Source organism: Ruegeria sp. BF6, from assembly GCF_056538665.1.
In genome coordinates this window covers 895446-909950 of sequence record NZ_JBQFTN010000001.1, presented here as the reverse complement: position 1 = coordinate 909950, position 14505 = coordinate 895446, and the positions used below count along the sequence as shown (strand labels likewise).

The window sequence follows — 14505 nt, the reverse complement described above, 5'->3', positions numbered from 1 at the left end:
GGTGGGTGCCAAGTGACATCCTGTCCCGTGTGTCAGCCGCGTGAGATCAGGATGAGGATGAGGAACATCACCGGCACCATCATGACCGCAGGGATATATAGCCCCGGCAGGCCAAACAGCAGGGCCGAGCATCCCCACATGCTGACAATCGCGGCGGCCGTGTAGTACCAGTCTTCGGCCTCGCCATTGGCGGCATCTTTTGCCAGCCAGCCGAAAACGGGGATTGCAAAAAACAGGCGCTGCCAGATGGGCAGGCGCCGAGGCATCTCGATCGCGCTCATGGAAATCTCCGGTTCTGTTCGTCGCTGAGGCGCATATAGGGGTGATGCTGCACCTGCAAAATGTGCAGATCGTCGCAGTGTGACAGCCTATCGCAGAAGCGCCAGAAACGCGGTCAGATCGTCTGTGTGATGGTGTATATGGTCGGCCTCGTGCGGCTCGGGTGCGACGTGAACGGTGCGCATTCCCATCGCGTGCGGAGCGGCCAGATTGCGCGGATCATCCTCGAACATCGCAGCCTTAGTCGTGTCGATTCCATCTTGGGCAAAGATCGCCTCGAACGCGGCTTTTTCCGGCTTTGGCCTGTAGTCCGCGTGTTCGACCCCATAGATCGCGTCGAACAAGCCACTAAGGCCGCGCGCGTCCAGAACGCGTTCGGCGTAGGGCGCGCTGCCGTTGGTGTAGACAATGCGACGCCCGGGCAGGGATCGGATGTGATCGGCCAGATCCACGTCTGGGTCCATGTGGCTCATGTCAACCTGGTGAACCGCGTGCAGATATGGGTCCGGGTCAAGATCGTGCTCGGCCATCAACCCAGCCAGCGTAGTGCCGTATTGCCGCCAATAGTGCGAGCGAAGACGATCCGCCTCAGCCCGGTCCACGCCAATGGCTTGCACCACGTAATCCGTCATCAGCACCTCGATCTGATCGAACAGGCGCATATGTGGCGGGTAGAGCGTGTTGTCCAGGTCGAACACCCAGTGGGTGACGTGAGAAAAGGCAGGTTTGACCATGGGTTTGGTTTAGGGTGCTGGGCATCGGTTTTCAATGCCGCTCTTGATCCCGGGGGCTAGTGACGGATAGACATGTTCGAACGAGGAGACAAACCACCCGATGCCCCAATCCAGACCGCCGTCCAAAGACGCCTACAGCCTAATTCTCGAAGCGATTGACGTGGGCGTTTACAAGCCCGGCAACCGTCTGGTTGAAAGCGAGCTGGCCGAACGGTTCGGGGTGTCGCGCACGCCGATCCGCGAAGCGCTGCAGCGGCTTGAAACGCAATCCCTGCTGGAACGCGACGGGCGCTCGCTGATTGTGGCTTCGCTGGACCACAACCAGATGGCCGAGCTGTATGTGGTGCGGCGCGAGTTGGAGGGTCTGGCCGCGAAATTGGCCGCCAAGCACGCCACCGAAGAAGAGATCAAGGTTCTGCAGGAAATGGTCGCCGCCGATGACGCGTTGGTCGATGACCCGACGGCCTTGTCGCGGGCGAACCGGCGGTTTCATGAACAGATTCATCTGGCCTCGCATAACCGTTATCTGGTGCAGCAACTGGACCTTGTACATCGCACCATGGCGCTGATGGCAACGACGTCGCTGGCGGCGCAGGGCCGGGGTGAGATTGCGCAGAGCGAACACAAGGGGATCGTCGAGGCAATCGCAGCCCGCGACGAAGAAGCCGCCGGACGCGCCCTCAAGGAACATATCTCGGTCGCCTTCATGACGCGCCTGAAACAGGATGCTATCCGGCGCGAGAGCTGACCGTCAGTGCGGCAGGTCCTCTTCGCTGGCCTGACCGTGTTGTGTTTTGTCCCAGAAGAACGGGTCTAGCAGTAGTTCCCACAAGGCCTTGTACGCAGCCAGGACGCCCAGCGGAAAATACAGCGGCATCGTCGGCACCCACGGCAGCAGGAAACGCCGTTCGCGCGCGGACACTGCTATGGCGCCAACAAGAGTATTGACGGCCTCTGCAAACAGGAACAGACCGAACAATGCGCTAAGCCCGGCATCGGCAAGGATCGGATGAAGCGGGCCGGGCAGGCCAAAGGTTGACAGCCAGAACAGCCACAGGACCGGAGCCAGCAGGAATTGTCCAACTGTCCCAAGGAAGAATGCCTGTACGCCAAAAAATCGCCAAGGGCCGAGTTCCCTCAGCAATCGCAGCGGCGACCGCATGTGGACAATGTAGGTGACCATGAACCCCTTGAGCCAGCGAGAGCGCTGCCGTACCCATGGCCAGGCGCGAAAGTTGGCCTCTTCGAAAGTGGCGGTATCGGCCATTTCAGTACGATATCCCGCCCGGCTAAGTCTTACACCCAGATCGGCATCTTCGGTGACGTTGTGGGCATCCCAGCCGCCCAGCTCCAACAGCTTGTCACGGCGGAAAAAGAACGTGGTCCCGCCCAACGGCACAACAAGTCCAAGCCGGGCAATACCTTGCAGGATAACCCGGAACCAACTGTTGTATTCGATGGTAAAGCAGCGTGATCGCCAGTTGGTGCGGGGGTTATAATAATCCAGGACACCCTGCAGGCAAACCACATCGTCGCCCGCCTGAGCAAAGTGCCGGACGACGCGTTCGATCTGGTCTGGCTGCGGCGCATCTTCGGCATCCCAGACGCCCAGAATATCGCCCCTGCAGAAATCCAGCGCATAGTTCATGGCCCGGGGTTTTGTGGTCAGGCCGTTCAGGGCAGGCACCTCGACGGTTCTGATCCAGCTGGGCAGATCAACCTGCGCCAGTGTGGATCGCGTCACCTCGTCGGTTTCTTCCAGCACCAGAATGATATCCAGCAGTGCCTTGGGGTAGGTCAGCCGCCGCAATCGCCGGATCAGGGCATCGGCAATTTCCCTCTCTTTATAGAGCGGCACCATAATGGACACGCAAGGCAAAGCCAGCGGCGGGCTGGGGGGGCGGGCTTTGGTGGAGCGTGTCCCGTGATGCCAAATGAAACTCAGCAGACCGGCCAGGCGCAGAGTCAGAAACAGGATCAGGCTGATCACGGCGGCCGCCACCAGAATGGCGAACGCGGTTAGGGGAAAGGTGGCAAACAGGACCACAAGGCCCGCAAGCGCGGCCGCAGGTCGGGCACGGGATTTAGGGGTCCAGGATCGGCAGCTCTGGTCAAGATCTACACGGGATTCGGCCGCTTCGGCCAAAGGGGTGGAGAACACGTGCGCGATGGCGCTATCGATCTGATCTGTGTCGGTTAGTACCGGGATAATGGTGTACCCGGTATGCCCAAGTTCTCGTTTCACATCCGGAAACAAATCGGGCCGCGCTGTGGCGACCAGCAGAATGGGCCCCAAGCGACGCCAGGGGATGACGTTATGAGACAGCCAGAAGTCAACAGGCTTGATCTGGCACAGATCGGTAGATGGCGGCGAGTTGTCCAGATCAGCGATCTGCAGGCCGGTTTGCTCGGACAGGGCGCTTAGAACGTCCTGACGGCTGACCCAGCCCTCGGCCACCAGAATTTCACCCAACGGGGCCTGTTGCCAGGATTGCAGGAACAGAGCTTCGTCCAGCTGCGCGTTTGTGATCAGGCCACGGTCGACCAGGCAAGCCCCCAAAGGCTTGCGTTCCTGAGCAGGTATCGGCGCGGCGTGCGCGAAATGCTGCAGGTTCAGTTCGACCATAACGAAACAACCCTGACGCTGTTAGCAGGCGTCAGGGTTGCTCAATTAGGGTTAACAGCGGGTTAACTCTGATCATATCGCCGCATCAGGCGGTTGCTTTCTTGTCCGCCATCGCGTCGGCAAAGCGTTCGAACAGGTAGAAACTGTCCTGCGGGCCGGGCGAGGCTTCGGGGTGGTACTGCACAGAATAGACCGGGCGGTTGGTCATGCGGATGCCGCAGTTCGACCCGTCAAACAGCGACCGGTGGGTCTCAATCACACCCTCGGGCAAGGACTGCGCGTCTACCGCGAAACCATGGTTCATCGAGGTGATCTCGACCTTGCCCGTCTCCATATCCTTGACCGGGTGGTTCGCGCCGTGGTGGCCGTGGTTCATCTTGACAGTCTGACCGCCCAAAGCCAGCGCCAGCATCTGGTGGCCCAGACAGATGCCAAAGACGGGCAGGTCGGTGGTGTCCAGAATCTCTTTGATCATTGGAACGGCGTATTCACCAGTGGCTGCCGGATCGCCCGGACCGTTGGACAGGAAAACGCCATCAGGGTTGTGCGCCAGCACTTCTGTTGCGGTTGCGGTGGCGGGCAGAACGGTTACATCACAGCCAGCCGAGGCGAGGCAGCGCAGAATGTTGCGCTTGGCGCCAAAATCGACGGCAACCACCTTGTGCACCGGGGCTTCCTGGCGGGTATAGCCATCGGGCCAAGCCCATCGCATCTCATCCCAGCGGTAGCTTTGGGCGCAGGTGACCTCTTTGGCCAGATCCATGCCCTCGAGTCCAGAAAAGCCACGTGCCGCGCTAATCAATGCCTCAATGTCGAAACTGCCTTCGGGATCATGGGCCAGTGCCGCATGCGGCGCGCCTTGCTGACGAATGGCGCGGGTCAGGCGGCGAGTGTCCACACCACCGATCGCGATTCGACCACGGCGGGTCAGCCAGGTTTTCAGCTCTTCGGCCGAGCGCCAGTTGGATGACTCGGTCGGGTCCCATTTGACGACCATACCTGCGGCAACCGGATCACCAGTTTCGTCATCTTCTGGGTTCACGCCGACGTTGCCGATATGGGGGAAGGTGAAGGTCACAATTTGTCCGGCATAAGAGGGATCGGTCATGATCTCCTGGTATCCGGTCATGGCAGTATTAAAGCATAACTCGGCCACGGTCTGACCGGTGGCACCGAAGCCCATCCCGAAGAACAGTGTACCGTCGGCCAATGCCAGACATGCGGTGGGCTTGGACGGGGCGTTCTGGGCCATCGGGCGACTCTCCTGCTGGGTAAATCGGCGCATAACTAAGGGGGTTGTGGCGCTGGGTCAAGTCTGTTCAAATTTTGCGCTATTGTGGAAAATCAATGAGTTAGCAATATTCACTTCCGGTTGTGTCGCGCTTTTTGTTTCGATATGGTCGGGGTTCCTTTTCCATGGGGATGGACAGATCATATGGATATGCGATCACGGGTGAACTCTGCCCTGAAGCAAGCAATGAAAGACAAAGATGCCGAGCGCCTGTCGACGCTGCGGTTGATCAACGCTGCAATCAAAGACCGCGACATCGCTTCGCGGGCCTCCGACAACGAAGAGGCCAAGGGATGCGGCGATACCGAGGTTCTTGAAATCCTTGGGAAAATGACCAAACAGCGCAAGGAAAGCGCCCGCGCCTACGAAGAGGGCGGACGCTTGGATCTGGCGGAACGGGAACTGCGCGAGGTTGAGGTTATCGAGGAATTCCTGCCCAAGCAGTTGGATGATGACGAGGTTTCCAAAGCTATCCAGACGGCGATCACCGCGACAGGAGCAGGTTCGATCCGCGACATGGGCAAGGTCATGGGCGAGCTCAAGACTCGTTATACCGGCCGGATGGATTTCGGCAAAGTTGGCCCGATGGTCAAGGACCACCTCTGCGCCGCGTCGAACGGCGGTTGCTGACACCTGACAAATTCTGAGACTGCTATTGCTGCGCGACCGGTTCGCGCAGTTTTTGCGTCAGGTCATCGTATAGCGCGATACGCTCGTCTTCGGACAGGAACGCTCCGATTTCCACTTCGCGCCCGTCTCCGGTCAGCGTGACATAGTTTGGAACTGGCCCGCCTTGCTTGTGCATCTCAGGCCGGGCCCAGTAGCGGTTGCAGGTCCATTCTTGCCGGCCGCTTCGTGGGTCATGGTGGACCAGATGCGCCTTTGTGCCGGTCAGGGTCAGAATCTCGAACACGCTACGGGCGCGATAGTTGCTCTGGATGGCCAGCCACAGGCCCAGAACGGTCAGCAGCAGAAATGGCAGCAGGCCCCACAGGATGACCGACCCCAGCACCGCCAGAAGTGGAATCAGCCCAAACAGAAAAACCGACAGGATCACGATCATCGCCCCGCGGCGCGGTAGCGAGTTATGCGGCCAAAGGCGCAGTTCCTGTTCGGTTGCAGAGGTATGTTTCCATCGGTAGGGCATGGCGGAAAACTAGCTTAATGCAGTTGCTTGTCGAAGCGAAATGATTAGGCCACATGCCCGACGCGCGCCCATGACAGCGCATCGTCCAGCCGGTCATCGCCCCAGAAAACCTCACCGCGGACGACAAGGCTGGGAGCGCCGAACACCCCCAGTTTTGCGGCATGATCCGTTTCGGCTTCAAGGGCTGCCACAGTATCGGGGCTGCGAGCGCGGGCCAGCACCAGCCTTGGGTCCTGCTGACACCTGTGTAGCGCTTCAGTGATGGCGGTTTCGCTGCCGGCTTCGACATTCTCTTCGAACCAGATGCGATACAGCGTCTGGGTGAAGTTCTTGCCCCACCCGTCGCCCATTCCCAGCAAGGCGACCTGATTGGTCAGCGCCAGGTCAGAGATCGGGTAAGGCGCGGGCAACTTGGCGTGAATGTGGTACTTTGCGGCCCGACGCTCGATATCCCGCCACATATACGCGGATTTCACTGGTTTGCCTGTAAACGGAATATTCTGCTGGTCCTTCATCACGCTGCGCACATTGAACGGCCGCCACCTGACTGAGACCTCATGCTCATCGCACCAGTCGTCCAGACGCATGATGGTCAGGAAACTGTATGTACTGCCGATGGAATACCAAAAATCAATTTCGGGCATGTGATCACTCCGATCCCAGAGTTTCAATTCGTATCATATCCTAAAACGGTCGGTTTTTCGAACTTTGCTTGAAATGCGAGACTGGCCAGAGTGATGTTGCGTATTTTAGAGCAACGCTTTTTCGACGGCTTGCGCGGGTGGATGCGGATCACTGAAACCGGTCGTCTGGCGCATATCGATCTCGATTGTCCGACACAATGCCGAGCCCGGTACATCGGTGACGTTCCTTTCAAACGTGTATTCCATCGACGCGCTGACCCTGGGCAGCCGTAAACCGAGCCAGTCAATCCATCAGGGCCACGTGCCAGAACCTGTTGATTTACCGCTGTTGTGCCTTTTCCGATAACCGTCTGGCCTGGAGATTCACAAGTCACGCGACGCGACTGGCCTTGCGGTCCAATTGGGGAAATCAGACTGCCGCTGATGGTTCTGCCAGCTTTACGGCATCTGTTTTTTTGCAGGTGCGTCATGAAAATCAATTTCTGAATACAATTCTCAGGGAACCGGATGTGTCTACGCAACTGCTGGCCAAGTGGGGAGGAAAAAAAAGCCCCGCACGAGGCGGGGCTTTCCGTGTTTTCCGAACAGCGGGATCAGTGCGCGTGGCCTTTGTCCCAGTCTTCCTGCTTGGGCAGCTGCTCGAACGTATGCTCGGGCGGCGGCGAGGGCAGGGTCCATTCCAGCGTGTCGGCGTACTCGTTCCACGGGTTCGGACGCGTCTCTTTTGCACCACGCAGCAGTGCATAGATTACGATGCCGAAGAACAGCAGGAACGAGGCAAAGGAAATGAACGCACCAATCGACGACACGAAGTTCCACTGAGCGAAGGCTTCGGGGTAGTCGATGTAGCGGCGCGGCATACCCTGACGGCCCAGAAAGTGTTGCGGGAAGAAGGTCAGGTTGGCGCCGATGAAGAACAGCCAGAAGTGAACCTTGCCCCAGAACTCCGAGTACTGACGGCCAGTCATCTTGGAGAAGTAGAAGTAGACCCCAGCAAAGATCGCAAAGACGGCACCTAGCGACATCACATAGTGGAAGTGCGCAACCACATAGTAAGTGTCGTGATAAGCGCGGTCGATACCCGCCTGCGACAGCACCACACCGGTCACACCGCCAACGGTGAACAGGAACAGGAAGCCGAAGGCGAACAGCATGGGCGTCTTGAACTCAATGGAGCCGCCCCACATGGTCGCGATCCACGAGAACACCTTAACCCCGGTCGGAACTGCGATGACCATTGTGGCCAGCATGAAGTATGCCTGCTGACGTAGCGACATGCCGACGGTGTACATGTGGTGCGCCCATACGACAAAGCCGAGAACACCGATCGCGATGATCGCCCAAACCATCGGCAGATAGCCGAAGATCGGCTTGCGCGCGAAGGTGGCGATCACATGGCTGATGATGCCAAAGCCGGGCAGGATCACGATGTACACTTCCGGGTGGCCGAAAAACCAGAGGATATGCTGATACAGGATCGGGTCACCGCCACCGGCCGGGTCAAAAAAGGTGAAGCCGAAGTTGCGGTCCATCAGAAGCATGGTGATCGCGCCCGCCAGAACCGGCAGAGACAGCAGAATCAGCCACGACGTGACGAAGATCGACCAGCTGAACAGCGGCACCTTGAACAGGGTCATGCCCGGGGCACGCATATTCAGGAAGGTGGTGATCATGTTGATCGCGCCGAGGATCGAGGAGGCGCCCGATACGTGTACGGCAAAGATCGCAAGGTCCATGGACATGCCGCCCTCGGTCGTGGACAGCGGCGGGTACAGAACCCATCCCACGCCCGAGCCGGCTTGGTCATTGCCGCCCGGCGCCAGCAGCGACGCAACACCCAGCGAGGTACCGGCGACGTACAGCCAGAAGGACAGGTTGTTCATCCGCGGGAACGCCATATCCGGCGCGCCGATCTGCAACGGCATGAAATAGTTGCCAAATCCGCCGAACAGGGCGGGGATGACAACGAAGAACATCATCAGAACACCGTGATAGGTGATCATAACGTTCCACAGATGCCCGTTGGGGGTACATGGGTCGGCCATGAAGCCTTCCAGGCACATGTACTGAACACCGGGGTGCATCAGCTCGAGCCGCATGTAAACGGTCATCAAAACCGAGATCAGACCGGCCAATGCCGAAACGACCAAGTAGAGAATCCCGATGTCCTTGTGGTTGGTCGACATGAACCAGCGCTGGAAAAAGCTGCGCTGGTCTTCATGGCCGTGACCATGAATGGCTGCGTCTGCCATTATAGGTGCCTCCTGTTGCAACTGACCGCGCTGCCGGACCTCTCCGGTGCGCGGTATTACTGCTGGTTTTAGAATGCGAAAGAGGCGCCTTCAATGGCCGAGTTTGATCTGGATCAAGATTAATTGTCGCGGGTTGGAGGAAAACCCGCGAGTTCTTGGCCCTGAACAGGGCATATCTGGCGATTGTCTCCGTTAATTCAAGGGGCCGCTAACATTCATTCGCGCGGCGCGGCAGAGTTCCGCCTTGACCCAAAGGGGTGAGGGTCGCAGAACTACCCTCAATACCCGAAATCGGAGACTTGATATGGCCGCTTACGATCCCGACAACATCTTCGCCAAGATCCTGCGCGGAGAAATCCCCTCGACCCGCGTGTATGAGGACGAAGATACGCTGGCCTTCATGGATATCATGCCGCGTTCGGACGGACACCTGCTGGTGATTCCGAAAACGCCCTGCCGAAACCTGCTGGACGCATCGGCTGAGCAACTCGTCGCTGTTACCTCAGCCACACAGAAGCTGGCGCGGGCGGTGGTCAAGGCATTTGACGCGGACGGAGTCACTGTCCAGCAATTCAATGAGACCGCAGGCGGGCAGGAGGTTTTCCACCTGCATTTCCACGTCCTGCCGCGCCATGAAGGTGTATCGCTGCGTGCCCCGGGCCAGATGGGTGATTTCGATCTGATTGCGCAGCACGCGGAAAAGATCAAAGCAGCTCTGGCCTGATCAGCCCTTACCATCATGCGGCCCCAAACAAGCGCTGTGGTCGCCAAAAGTGTGGAGCACAGCACACACATGATCGTGCCCACCGTTACAGGCTGAGGCGATACGAGACAACTCCGCCTCAAGCCTGCGCAATTGAGAAATACGCGCGCGTAAGTCTGCAAGTTGACGTTCGGCGATCTCATGCGCCTGGTTCAGATCGGTGCCCCGGGCGCCTTCCAGTGACAGCAATGCCTCGATATCGGCCAAGGGCAACCCAAGGTCCCGTCCATGGCGAATGAACTGCAACCGTTTTAGCGCGGCATCGTCAAAGCGGCGTTGGTTTCCGGCTGTTCTTTCCGGCTGTGGTAGCAACCCTTTGTCTTCGTAAAACCGGATTGTGGGCACCTTGACGCCGGTTCGACGGGAAAGCTCTCCGATTGAGTACATTTTTGTGCTCTCATCTCTTGAACCTCTAGTTACTGGAGGAATTACATAGGCTGTGCAGCCAAAACAAGGAACAAAGGCACTATGGCACATGATCACAGCCACGAGGGACACACCCATCATCACATAGACCCGGACGCGGGTGATTTGCGTGTCGCAGGAGCGATTGCGGTGAACATGTTGCTAACTTTGGCGCAAGTTATTGGCGGCATTCTTTCGGGGTCTCTGGCGCTTGTCGCGGACGCGTTACACAATTTTTCGGATGCAATCGCCCTGATCATCGCATTCTTCGCGCGCAAGATTGCCCGCCGCCCCGCTGATCCGCGCATGAGCTTTGGCTATGGTCGCGCTGAGGTGGTGGCGGCACTGGTCAACTACACCACACTGATAGTGCTGTCGGTGTATCTGTTGTACGAAGGCGTGATGCGGTTTTTCCAGCCCGAGCCTGTCAACGGATGGATGGTCGTCTGGATCGCGGCTCTTGCTCTGGTCGTCGACCTCATCACTGCCGCGCTGACATATACGATGTCGAAAGATAGCATGAACATACGTGCCGCTTTTATCCACAATGTGGCTGACGCGTTGGGGTCGGTTGCTGTCATAGTCGCCGGAGCCGCCGTAATCCTGTTTGAATGGACATGGGTCGACCCAGCAGTGACGATCCTGATCTCGGTTTATATTCTGTGGCACGTTAAATCCGAGATTGGGGAAACCATCCGAGTGCTGATGCTGGGTGCACCGCCCGATCTGACGCCCGAAGTCGTAGCCTCCGCTATCGAAGAAACAGAGGGTGTGGCTGGCGTCCACCATATCCACTTGTGGAGCATGCAGGAGCGGGAAGCGGCGCTGACTGCGCATCTTGAGATCGACACCCTGAACTGGACGGACGCTGAAACCATAAGGCAGATAGTAAAAGACACCCTGAAGGCACGGTTCGAAATTGGGCATGTCACGTTGGAGTTGGAGCGCGCCGACCAAACGCGTGCGACATTGCCCCGATTTGGGCATGACAATTTGCAAAGGTCCTGAAAAGGAATTGCCGTTCCGATTTGGGGTCGGAACGGCAGACTCGTAACCAAACACTTTACCGAATTCCCAGTTTCCCGAGATCACCGGTTTAACACACCACTCACTCTAGAACGGTAAGGATAGCATACCCGTTAACGCGCGACTTGTATTCCTCGGAGTGAGCTTTCATCCAATTAAACTCAAAACTTTTAGGCAAATTGGTGAAATGCGCGTAGGTTCGGAAACAAAAAAACCAGAGGCGAGAGATTGTTAATCCCTATTTCGACGAACAGCGATTCGAATCCGGATCAGGCTTCGACCGGTTGAAAGCAATCCGAAAACGTTTTCTGCAATGCGATATCGATATCTTCGATCGTTACCGGCAAACCGAGATCGACCAGCGACGTGACCCCGTGCTCGGTAATGCCGCAGGGAACGATGCCCGAGAAATGCTCGAGATCCGGTTCGACATTGATGGAAATGCCGTGAAAGCTGACCCATTTGCGCAGGCGCAGACCGATGGCTGCGATCTTGTCTTCGGCGGGCTGGCCGGTGGCGGTCAGAGGCTTGTCATCCCGGCGCACCCAGACACCGACGCGGCCGTCGCGGATTTCACCCTGCACATTGAATTCCGCCAGCGCGGCGATCACCCAGTTTTCCAGCCTTTTGACAAAACCCCGCACGTCCTTGCCGCGCTTGTTCAGGTCCAGCATGACATAGGCAACGCGCTGACCGGGGCCGTGATAGGTGTATTCCCCGCCGCGTTTGGCTTCATAAACCGGAAACCGGTCAGGATCTGTCAGGTCCTCGATCCGGGCTGAGGTGCCTGCCGTGTAAAGCGGCGGATGTTCCAGCAACCATACGCATTCGTCCGCTTCGCACGCAGCGATTGCAGCCACCCGCGCCTCCATGAAGGCAACAGCTTCGGTATAGTCGGTTAACCCGTCGGTGATCTTCCATTCCATGGCGGTTCCATATCGCGCAGATGTGGCAAGGAAAAGGGGTCAGGCGACCTCGGCCAGGCAGCGTTGTAGAATCTGTGCGTAAGTGTCTGTGCCCTGCGCCCCGGTTACAAGGTATTTACCGCCAAACACCATCGACGGAACGCCCGAGATACCCTTGCTGGTCCAAAACTCCTGCTTTTGGCGGACTGCGGTGACATGCGCACCGGATTCGAGCGCTGATCGCGCGGTGTCAGCGTCCAGCCCGGTCGCAGTAACCGCATCAAGCAGGACATCAGTTTGCGAGATGTCCTTTTGGTCGGTGAAATACGCTCGGAACAACGCCAGTTTCAGCGGATGTTGACGGCCCTGGGTTTCAGCCCAGTCCAGCAATTGGTGCGCCGCAAAGGTATTCACCATTCTGCTGTCATCGTCGAAGTTGAACGCAAACCCCAGCTCTGCGCCCAACTGTTTCAATCGATCCCGGACCTGCTGGCTCTGCTCGGCCGTCGTTCCGTATTTCTCCATGATGTGCTCGCGCAGGTTTTGACCTTCGGGCGGCATCGTGCGGTTCAGTTCGAACGGATGCCACCGCAGGCGTGCTAGCACGTTTTCCTGTTTCAGAGCCACGTCAAGCTGTCGAAAACCAACAATGCACCAGGGGCAGACGACGTCGGAAACAATGTCAATCTGAACGACGGGTCGGGGATCGGTGGTGGTCATGTCCGGGCTCCTGTCGGTGTGATGGGGATACTGTGCAGCTAATGGTATGGGCGCAGGAAGGGAATTCAAACCGGCGTGTTTTTTGCCTCTTCACATCTCGATCTTCAGCGTCTATACGCCCCTCTACCAAGTCACTTGCAGTGCGGTCGTGGCGGAATTGGTAGACGCGCAGCGTTGAGGTCGCTGTGGGGTAACACCCGTGGAAGTTCGAGTCTTCTCGACCGCACCAGAACTAACTTGATCTGTTAGTTTTAGGCCATATAAACAAGGGCATTCAGCATTTTCCGAGTGTGTCGCATAACGCAAACAGCACACACGGACAGCACACAATGGCCCTTAGAATGAAGATCAAGTACATCGACCCCATTAGCCCCACCCAATGGCGTTTCCGAAAAAGGTGGCCGAAGCGGGTGCGCGAAATTCGTGGCGAAGATGCCTACCAGAAGCACATCAAGGCGCGTGACGGGGCAGCTTTTCAGCGCGAGTACCAATTTCATCTGAGAAATTTTGACGCCATTGTTGAGGATACTTACAAGCGGCACCCTGAGGTTGACACTCGGTCTGCTACTCAGAAGTTCATCGACGCACAGCGCCTTGCGGAGCAATACATGGAAGGTGTGCAGGGCTTGGACCCTGACGATAGCTGGGCGCGTGGGGTAGTGGGGCACAGTCTGGCGGCCCGTGGTGAGGACCCGGAAGTGGTAGCAGCTGTCCTGAACCCTGACCGAGAACCCCCTAAGCCGTCTCTGGCCGACATGAGGGACACCTATGCCAAGGACAAAGGGTTGGCCGAAGACCGAAAGGCGATGGTGAGAATTGACCGCACCTTTGGCCGACTGAAGGACGCCCTAGGCAAGCCCCTTGAAGATGTAAGCATTGAGAGCATCGACCGTCAGACAGCGCGTAGCTTTATGGACCACCTGCTAGGTCTCAAGAAAGCCAATGGACAATCTCTGGCCCTCAAGTCGTGTCAGCGTGAGGTGATCATAGTAGCCGCAGCCTACAACCATGCTGTCAGAGAATTGGAGATACCGTCTGAGCGAAACCACTTCGAGCGCCTGCCATGGCCTAAGGAGCAGGTTAGCTCACTGGATAAGAACGTCCCGCTACCAGACAGTGTTGCCGACGCCGTGCAGAAGACCTTGGAGGGCGGCAGAAGCAAAGACCTTCCTGATATGTGGCGGGTGCTGAAAGGTACAGGGATGCGGCTGGGCGAAGCCTGTGGTCTGCGTATTAGCGATGTAGACCTGACCGGAGAAACCCCGTCTATCTTGATCACGCCAAACGAAATCAACGGCATCAAGAACAGCAATAGTGACAGGTATGTTCCGATAGCCTCAGACAGCCTCAGGGAATCCCTCAGGGCGCGTGTAGAGGGGCGCAAGGGTAGTGAGCCACTGTTCCCTTCTTATGGCCGTGACGGAGGCCCTACGGCTGCCTCTGCAGCGCTGATGAAAGCGGTCAGAAAGAACACTGACGATAAGCGCATGAAGGTCCATGGGCTACGCCACCGGGCAAGCGATAAGCTCAGGGATGCAGGGGCACCTGTAGAGGTACGTCACGGGTATCTCGGCCACTCCGCTCAATCGGTTGCAGAAAATACTTATGGTGGACGTGAGGCGCGGCTTAGAGAGTTCGCTAGGTGGGGTGTGAAGGCTGGGCTTTAAGGCAGTAGCGACCACCTACCCGAAACATCCGGGGCGTTCGCAAATC

15 protein-coding genes and 1 tRNA gene are annotated in these 14505 nt (G+C 57.8%); 6 read left to right on the top strand and 10 right to left on the bottom strand.

What is annotated here, in order from left to right:
- Positions 1-32: 32 nt before the first annotated feature.
- Together ACR0IM_RS04550 and ACR0IM_RS04545 are read right to left on the bottom strand one after the other, a co-directional pair.
- Positions 33-281: a hypothetical protein gene (locus ACR0IM_RS04550; RefSeq protein WP_480589630.1), complete on the bottom strand. Its 249-nt coding sequence runs from the start codon at positions 279-281 to the stop codon at positions 33-35.
- A gap of 87 nt (positions 282-368) precedes the next feature.
- On the bottom strand, positions 369-1013 hold the full coding sequence (locus tag ACR0IM_RS04545; protein WP_480589631.1) for a pyrimidine 5'-nucleotidase: 645 nt from the start codon (positions 1011-1013) through the stop codon (positions 369-371).
- A gap of 100 nt (positions 1014-1113) precedes the next feature.
- Between ACR0IM_RS04545 and ACR0IM_RS04540 the strand changes: the two genes are divergently transcribed.
- Positions 1114-1761, top strand: a complete 648-nt coding sequence (locus ACR0IM_RS04540) for a GntR family transcriptional regulator (protein WP_480680973.1) — start codon at positions 1114-1116, stop codon at positions 1759-1761.
- 3 nt (positions 1762-1764) lie between these two features.
- On the opposite strand, the gene ACR0IM_RS04535 is transcribed toward ACR0IM_RS04540, so the two are convergent.
- Together ACR0IM_RS04535 and carA are read right to left on the bottom strand one after the other, a co-directional pair.
- The gene (locus ACR0IM_RS04535; RefSeq protein ID WP_480680972.1) at positions 1765-3639 is read right to left on the bottom strand and encodes a glycosyltransferase; all 1875 of its coding nucleotides are present in this window, start codon (positions 3637-3639) and stop codon (positions 1765-1767) included.
- A gap of 85 nt (positions 3640-3724) precedes the next feature.
- Positions 3725-4891, bottom strand: coding sequence for a glutamine-hydrolyzing carbamoyl-phosphate synthase small subunit (carA, locus tag ACR0IM_RS04530; protein ID WP_480680971.1), 1167 nt, complete (start codon positions 4889-4891; stop codon positions 3725-3727).
- Between the two features lie 183 nt (positions 4892-5074).
- On the opposite strand from carA, the gene ACR0IM_RS04525 reads away from it, so the two are divergent.
- Entirely contained in the window at positions 5075-5560 is a 486-nt protein-coding gene (locus tag ACR0IM_RS04525; RefSeq protein ID WP_480589635.1) for a GatB/YqeY domain-containing protein, read from the top strand.
- A 22-nt stretch (positions 5561-5582) separates the two neighbouring features.
- On the opposite strand, the gene ACR0IM_RS04520 is transcribed toward ACR0IM_RS04525, so the two are convergent.
- The 3 genes from ACR0IM_RS04520 to ctaD all read right to left on the bottom strand — a co-directional run bounded on the left by ACR0IM_RS04520 (position 5583) and on the right by ctaD (position 8973).
- Entirely contained in the window at positions 5583-6077 is a 495-nt protein-coding gene (locus ACR0IM_RS04520) for a DUF2244 domain-containing protein (RefSeq protein WP_480680970.1), read from the bottom strand.
- 44 nt (positions 6078-6121) lie between these two features.
- A complete protein-coding gene (locus ACR0IM_RS04515) occupies positions 6122-6721 on the bottom strand; it encodes a DsbA family protein (RefSeq protein ID WP_480589637.1) in 600 nt (199 codons plus the stop codon).
- Positions 6722-7314: 593 nt separating this feature from the next.
- On the bottom strand, positions 7315-8973 hold the full coding sequence (gene ctaD / locus ACR0IM_RS04510) for a cytochrome c oxidase subunit I (protein ID WP_480589638.1): 1659 nt from the start codon (positions 8971-8973) through the stop codon (positions 7315-7317).
- A 304-nt stretch (positions 8974-9277) separates the two neighbouring features.
- On the opposite strand from ctaD, the gene ACR0IM_RS04505 reads away from it, so the two are divergent.
- Positions 9278-9697: an HIT family protein gene (locus ACR0IM_RS04505; protein ID WP_480680969.1), complete on the top strand. Its 420-nt coding sequence runs from the start codon at positions 9278-9280 to the stop codon at positions 9695-9697.
- On the opposite strand, the gene ACR0IM_RS04500 is transcribed toward ACR0IM_RS04505, so the two are convergent.
- Positions 9698-10123, bottom strand: coding sequence for a MerR family transcriptional regulator (locus tag ACR0IM_RS04500; protein ID WP_480680968.1), 426 nt, complete (start codon positions 10121-10123; stop codon positions 9698-9700).
- Positions 10124-10204: 81 nt separating this feature from the next.
- On the opposite strand from ACR0IM_RS04500, the gene ACR0IM_RS04495 reads away from it, so the two are divergent.
- Positions 10205-11149, top strand: coding sequence for a cation diffusion facilitator family transporter (locus tag ACR0IM_RS04495; protein ID WP_480680967.1), 945 nt, complete (start codon positions 10205-10207; stop codon positions 11147-11149).
- Between the two features lie 287 nt (positions 11150-11436).
- On the opposite strand, the gene lipB is transcribed toward ACR0IM_RS04495, so the two are convergent.
- Together lipB and ACR0IM_RS04485 are read right to left on the bottom strand one after the other, a co-directional pair.
- Positions 11437-12093 carry a lipoyl(octanoyl) transferase LipB gene (lipB, locus tag ACR0IM_RS04490; RefSeq protein WP_480680966.1) on the bottom strand — a complete coding sequence of 219 codons (657 nt, stop codon included), beginning with the start codon at positions 12091-12093 and terminating at the stop codon, positions 11437-11439.
- 39 nt (positions 12094-12132) lie between these two features.
- Positions 12133-12792: a DsbA family oxidoreductase gene (locus ACR0IM_RS04485; protein ID WP_480680965.1), complete on the bottom strand. Its 660-nt coding sequence runs from the start codon at positions 12790-12792 to the stop codon at positions 12133-12135.
- 142 nt (positions 12793-12934) lie between these two features.
- Here ACR0IM_RS04485 and ACR0IM_RS04480 point away from each other — a divergent pair.
- Both ACR0IM_RS04480 and ACR0IM_RS04475 read left to right on the top strand, forming a co-directional pair.
- Positions 12935-13021, top strand: a tRNA-Leu gene (locus ACR0IM_RS04480).
- A 112-nt stretch (positions 13022-13133) separates the two neighbouring features.
- On the top strand, positions 13134-14459 hold the full coding sequence (locus tag ACR0IM_RS04475; protein WP_480680963.1) for a tyrosine-type recombinase/integrase: 1326 nt from the start codon (positions 13134-13136) through the stop codon (positions 14457-14459).
- Positions 14460-14505: the final 46 nt, after the last annotated feature.

What these genes read in the sequence shown, in the direction of transcription:
- ACR0IM_RS04495 (WP_480680967.1), top strand. Translation starts at nt 10,205, where the DNA reads ATGGCACATGATCACAGCCACGAGGGACACACCCATCATCACATAGAC.
- ACR0IM_RS04540 (WP_480680973.1), top strand. Translation starts at nt 1,114, where the DNA reads ATGCCCCAATCCAGACCGCCGTCCAAAGACGCCTACAGCCTAATTCTC.
- ACR0IM_RS04485 (WP_480680965.1), bottom strand. Translation starts at nt 12,792, where the DNA reads ATGACCACCACCGATCCCCGACCCGTCGTTCAGATTGACATTGTTTCC.
- ACR0IM_RS04550 (WP_480589630.1), bottom strand. Translation starts at nt 281, where the DNA reads ATGAGCGCGATCGAGATGCCTCGGCGCCTGCCCATCTGGCAGCGCCTG.
- ACR0IM_RS04505 (WP_480680969.1), top strand. Translation starts at nt 9,278, where the DNA reads ATGGCCGCTTACGATCCCGACAACATCTTCGCCAAGATCCTGCGCGGA.
- ctaD (WP_480589638.1), bottom strand. Translation starts at nt 8,973, where the DNA reads ATGGCAGACGCAGCCATTCATGGTCACGGCCATGAAGACCAGCGCAGC.
- ACR0IM_RS04545 (WP_480589631.1), bottom strand. Translation starts at nt 1,013, where the DNA reads ATGGTCAAACCTGCCTTTTCTCACGTCACCCACTGGGTGTTCGACCTG.
- ACR0IM_RS04520 (WP_480680970.1), bottom strand. Translation starts at nt 6,077, where the DNA reads ATGCCCTACCGATGGAAACATACCTCTGCAACCGAACAGGAACTGCGC.
- ACR0IM_RS04535 (WP_480680972.1), bottom strand. Translation starts at nt 3,639, where the DNA reads ATGGTCGAACTGAACCTGCAGCATTTCGCGCACGCCGCGCCGATACCT.
- carA (WP_480680971.1), bottom strand. Translation starts at nt 4,891, where the DNA reads ATGGCCCAGAACGCCCCGTCCAAGCCCACCGCATGTCTGGCATTGGCC.
- ACR0IM_RS04500 (WP_480680968.1), bottom strand. Translation starts at nt 10,123, where the DNA reads ATGTACTCAATCGGAGAGCTTTCCCGTCGAACCGGCGTCAAGGTGCCC.
- ACR0IM_RS04515 (WP_480589637.1), bottom strand. Translation starts at nt 6,721, where the DNA reads ATGCCCGAAATTGATTTTTGGTATTCCATCGGCAGTACATACAGTTTC.
- ACR0IM_RS04525 (WP_480589635.1), top strand. Translation starts at nt 5,075, where the DNA reads ATGGATATGCGATCACGGGTGAACTCTGCCCTGAAGCAAGCAATGAAA.
- lipB (WP_480680966.1), bottom strand. Translation starts at nt 12,093, where the DNA reads ATGGAATGGAAGATCACCGACGGGTTAACCGACTATACCGAAGCTGTT.
- ACR0IM_RS04475 (WP_480680963.1), top strand. Translation starts at nt 13,134, where the DNA reads ATGAAGATCAAGTACATCGACCCCATTAGCCCCACCCAATGGCGTTTC.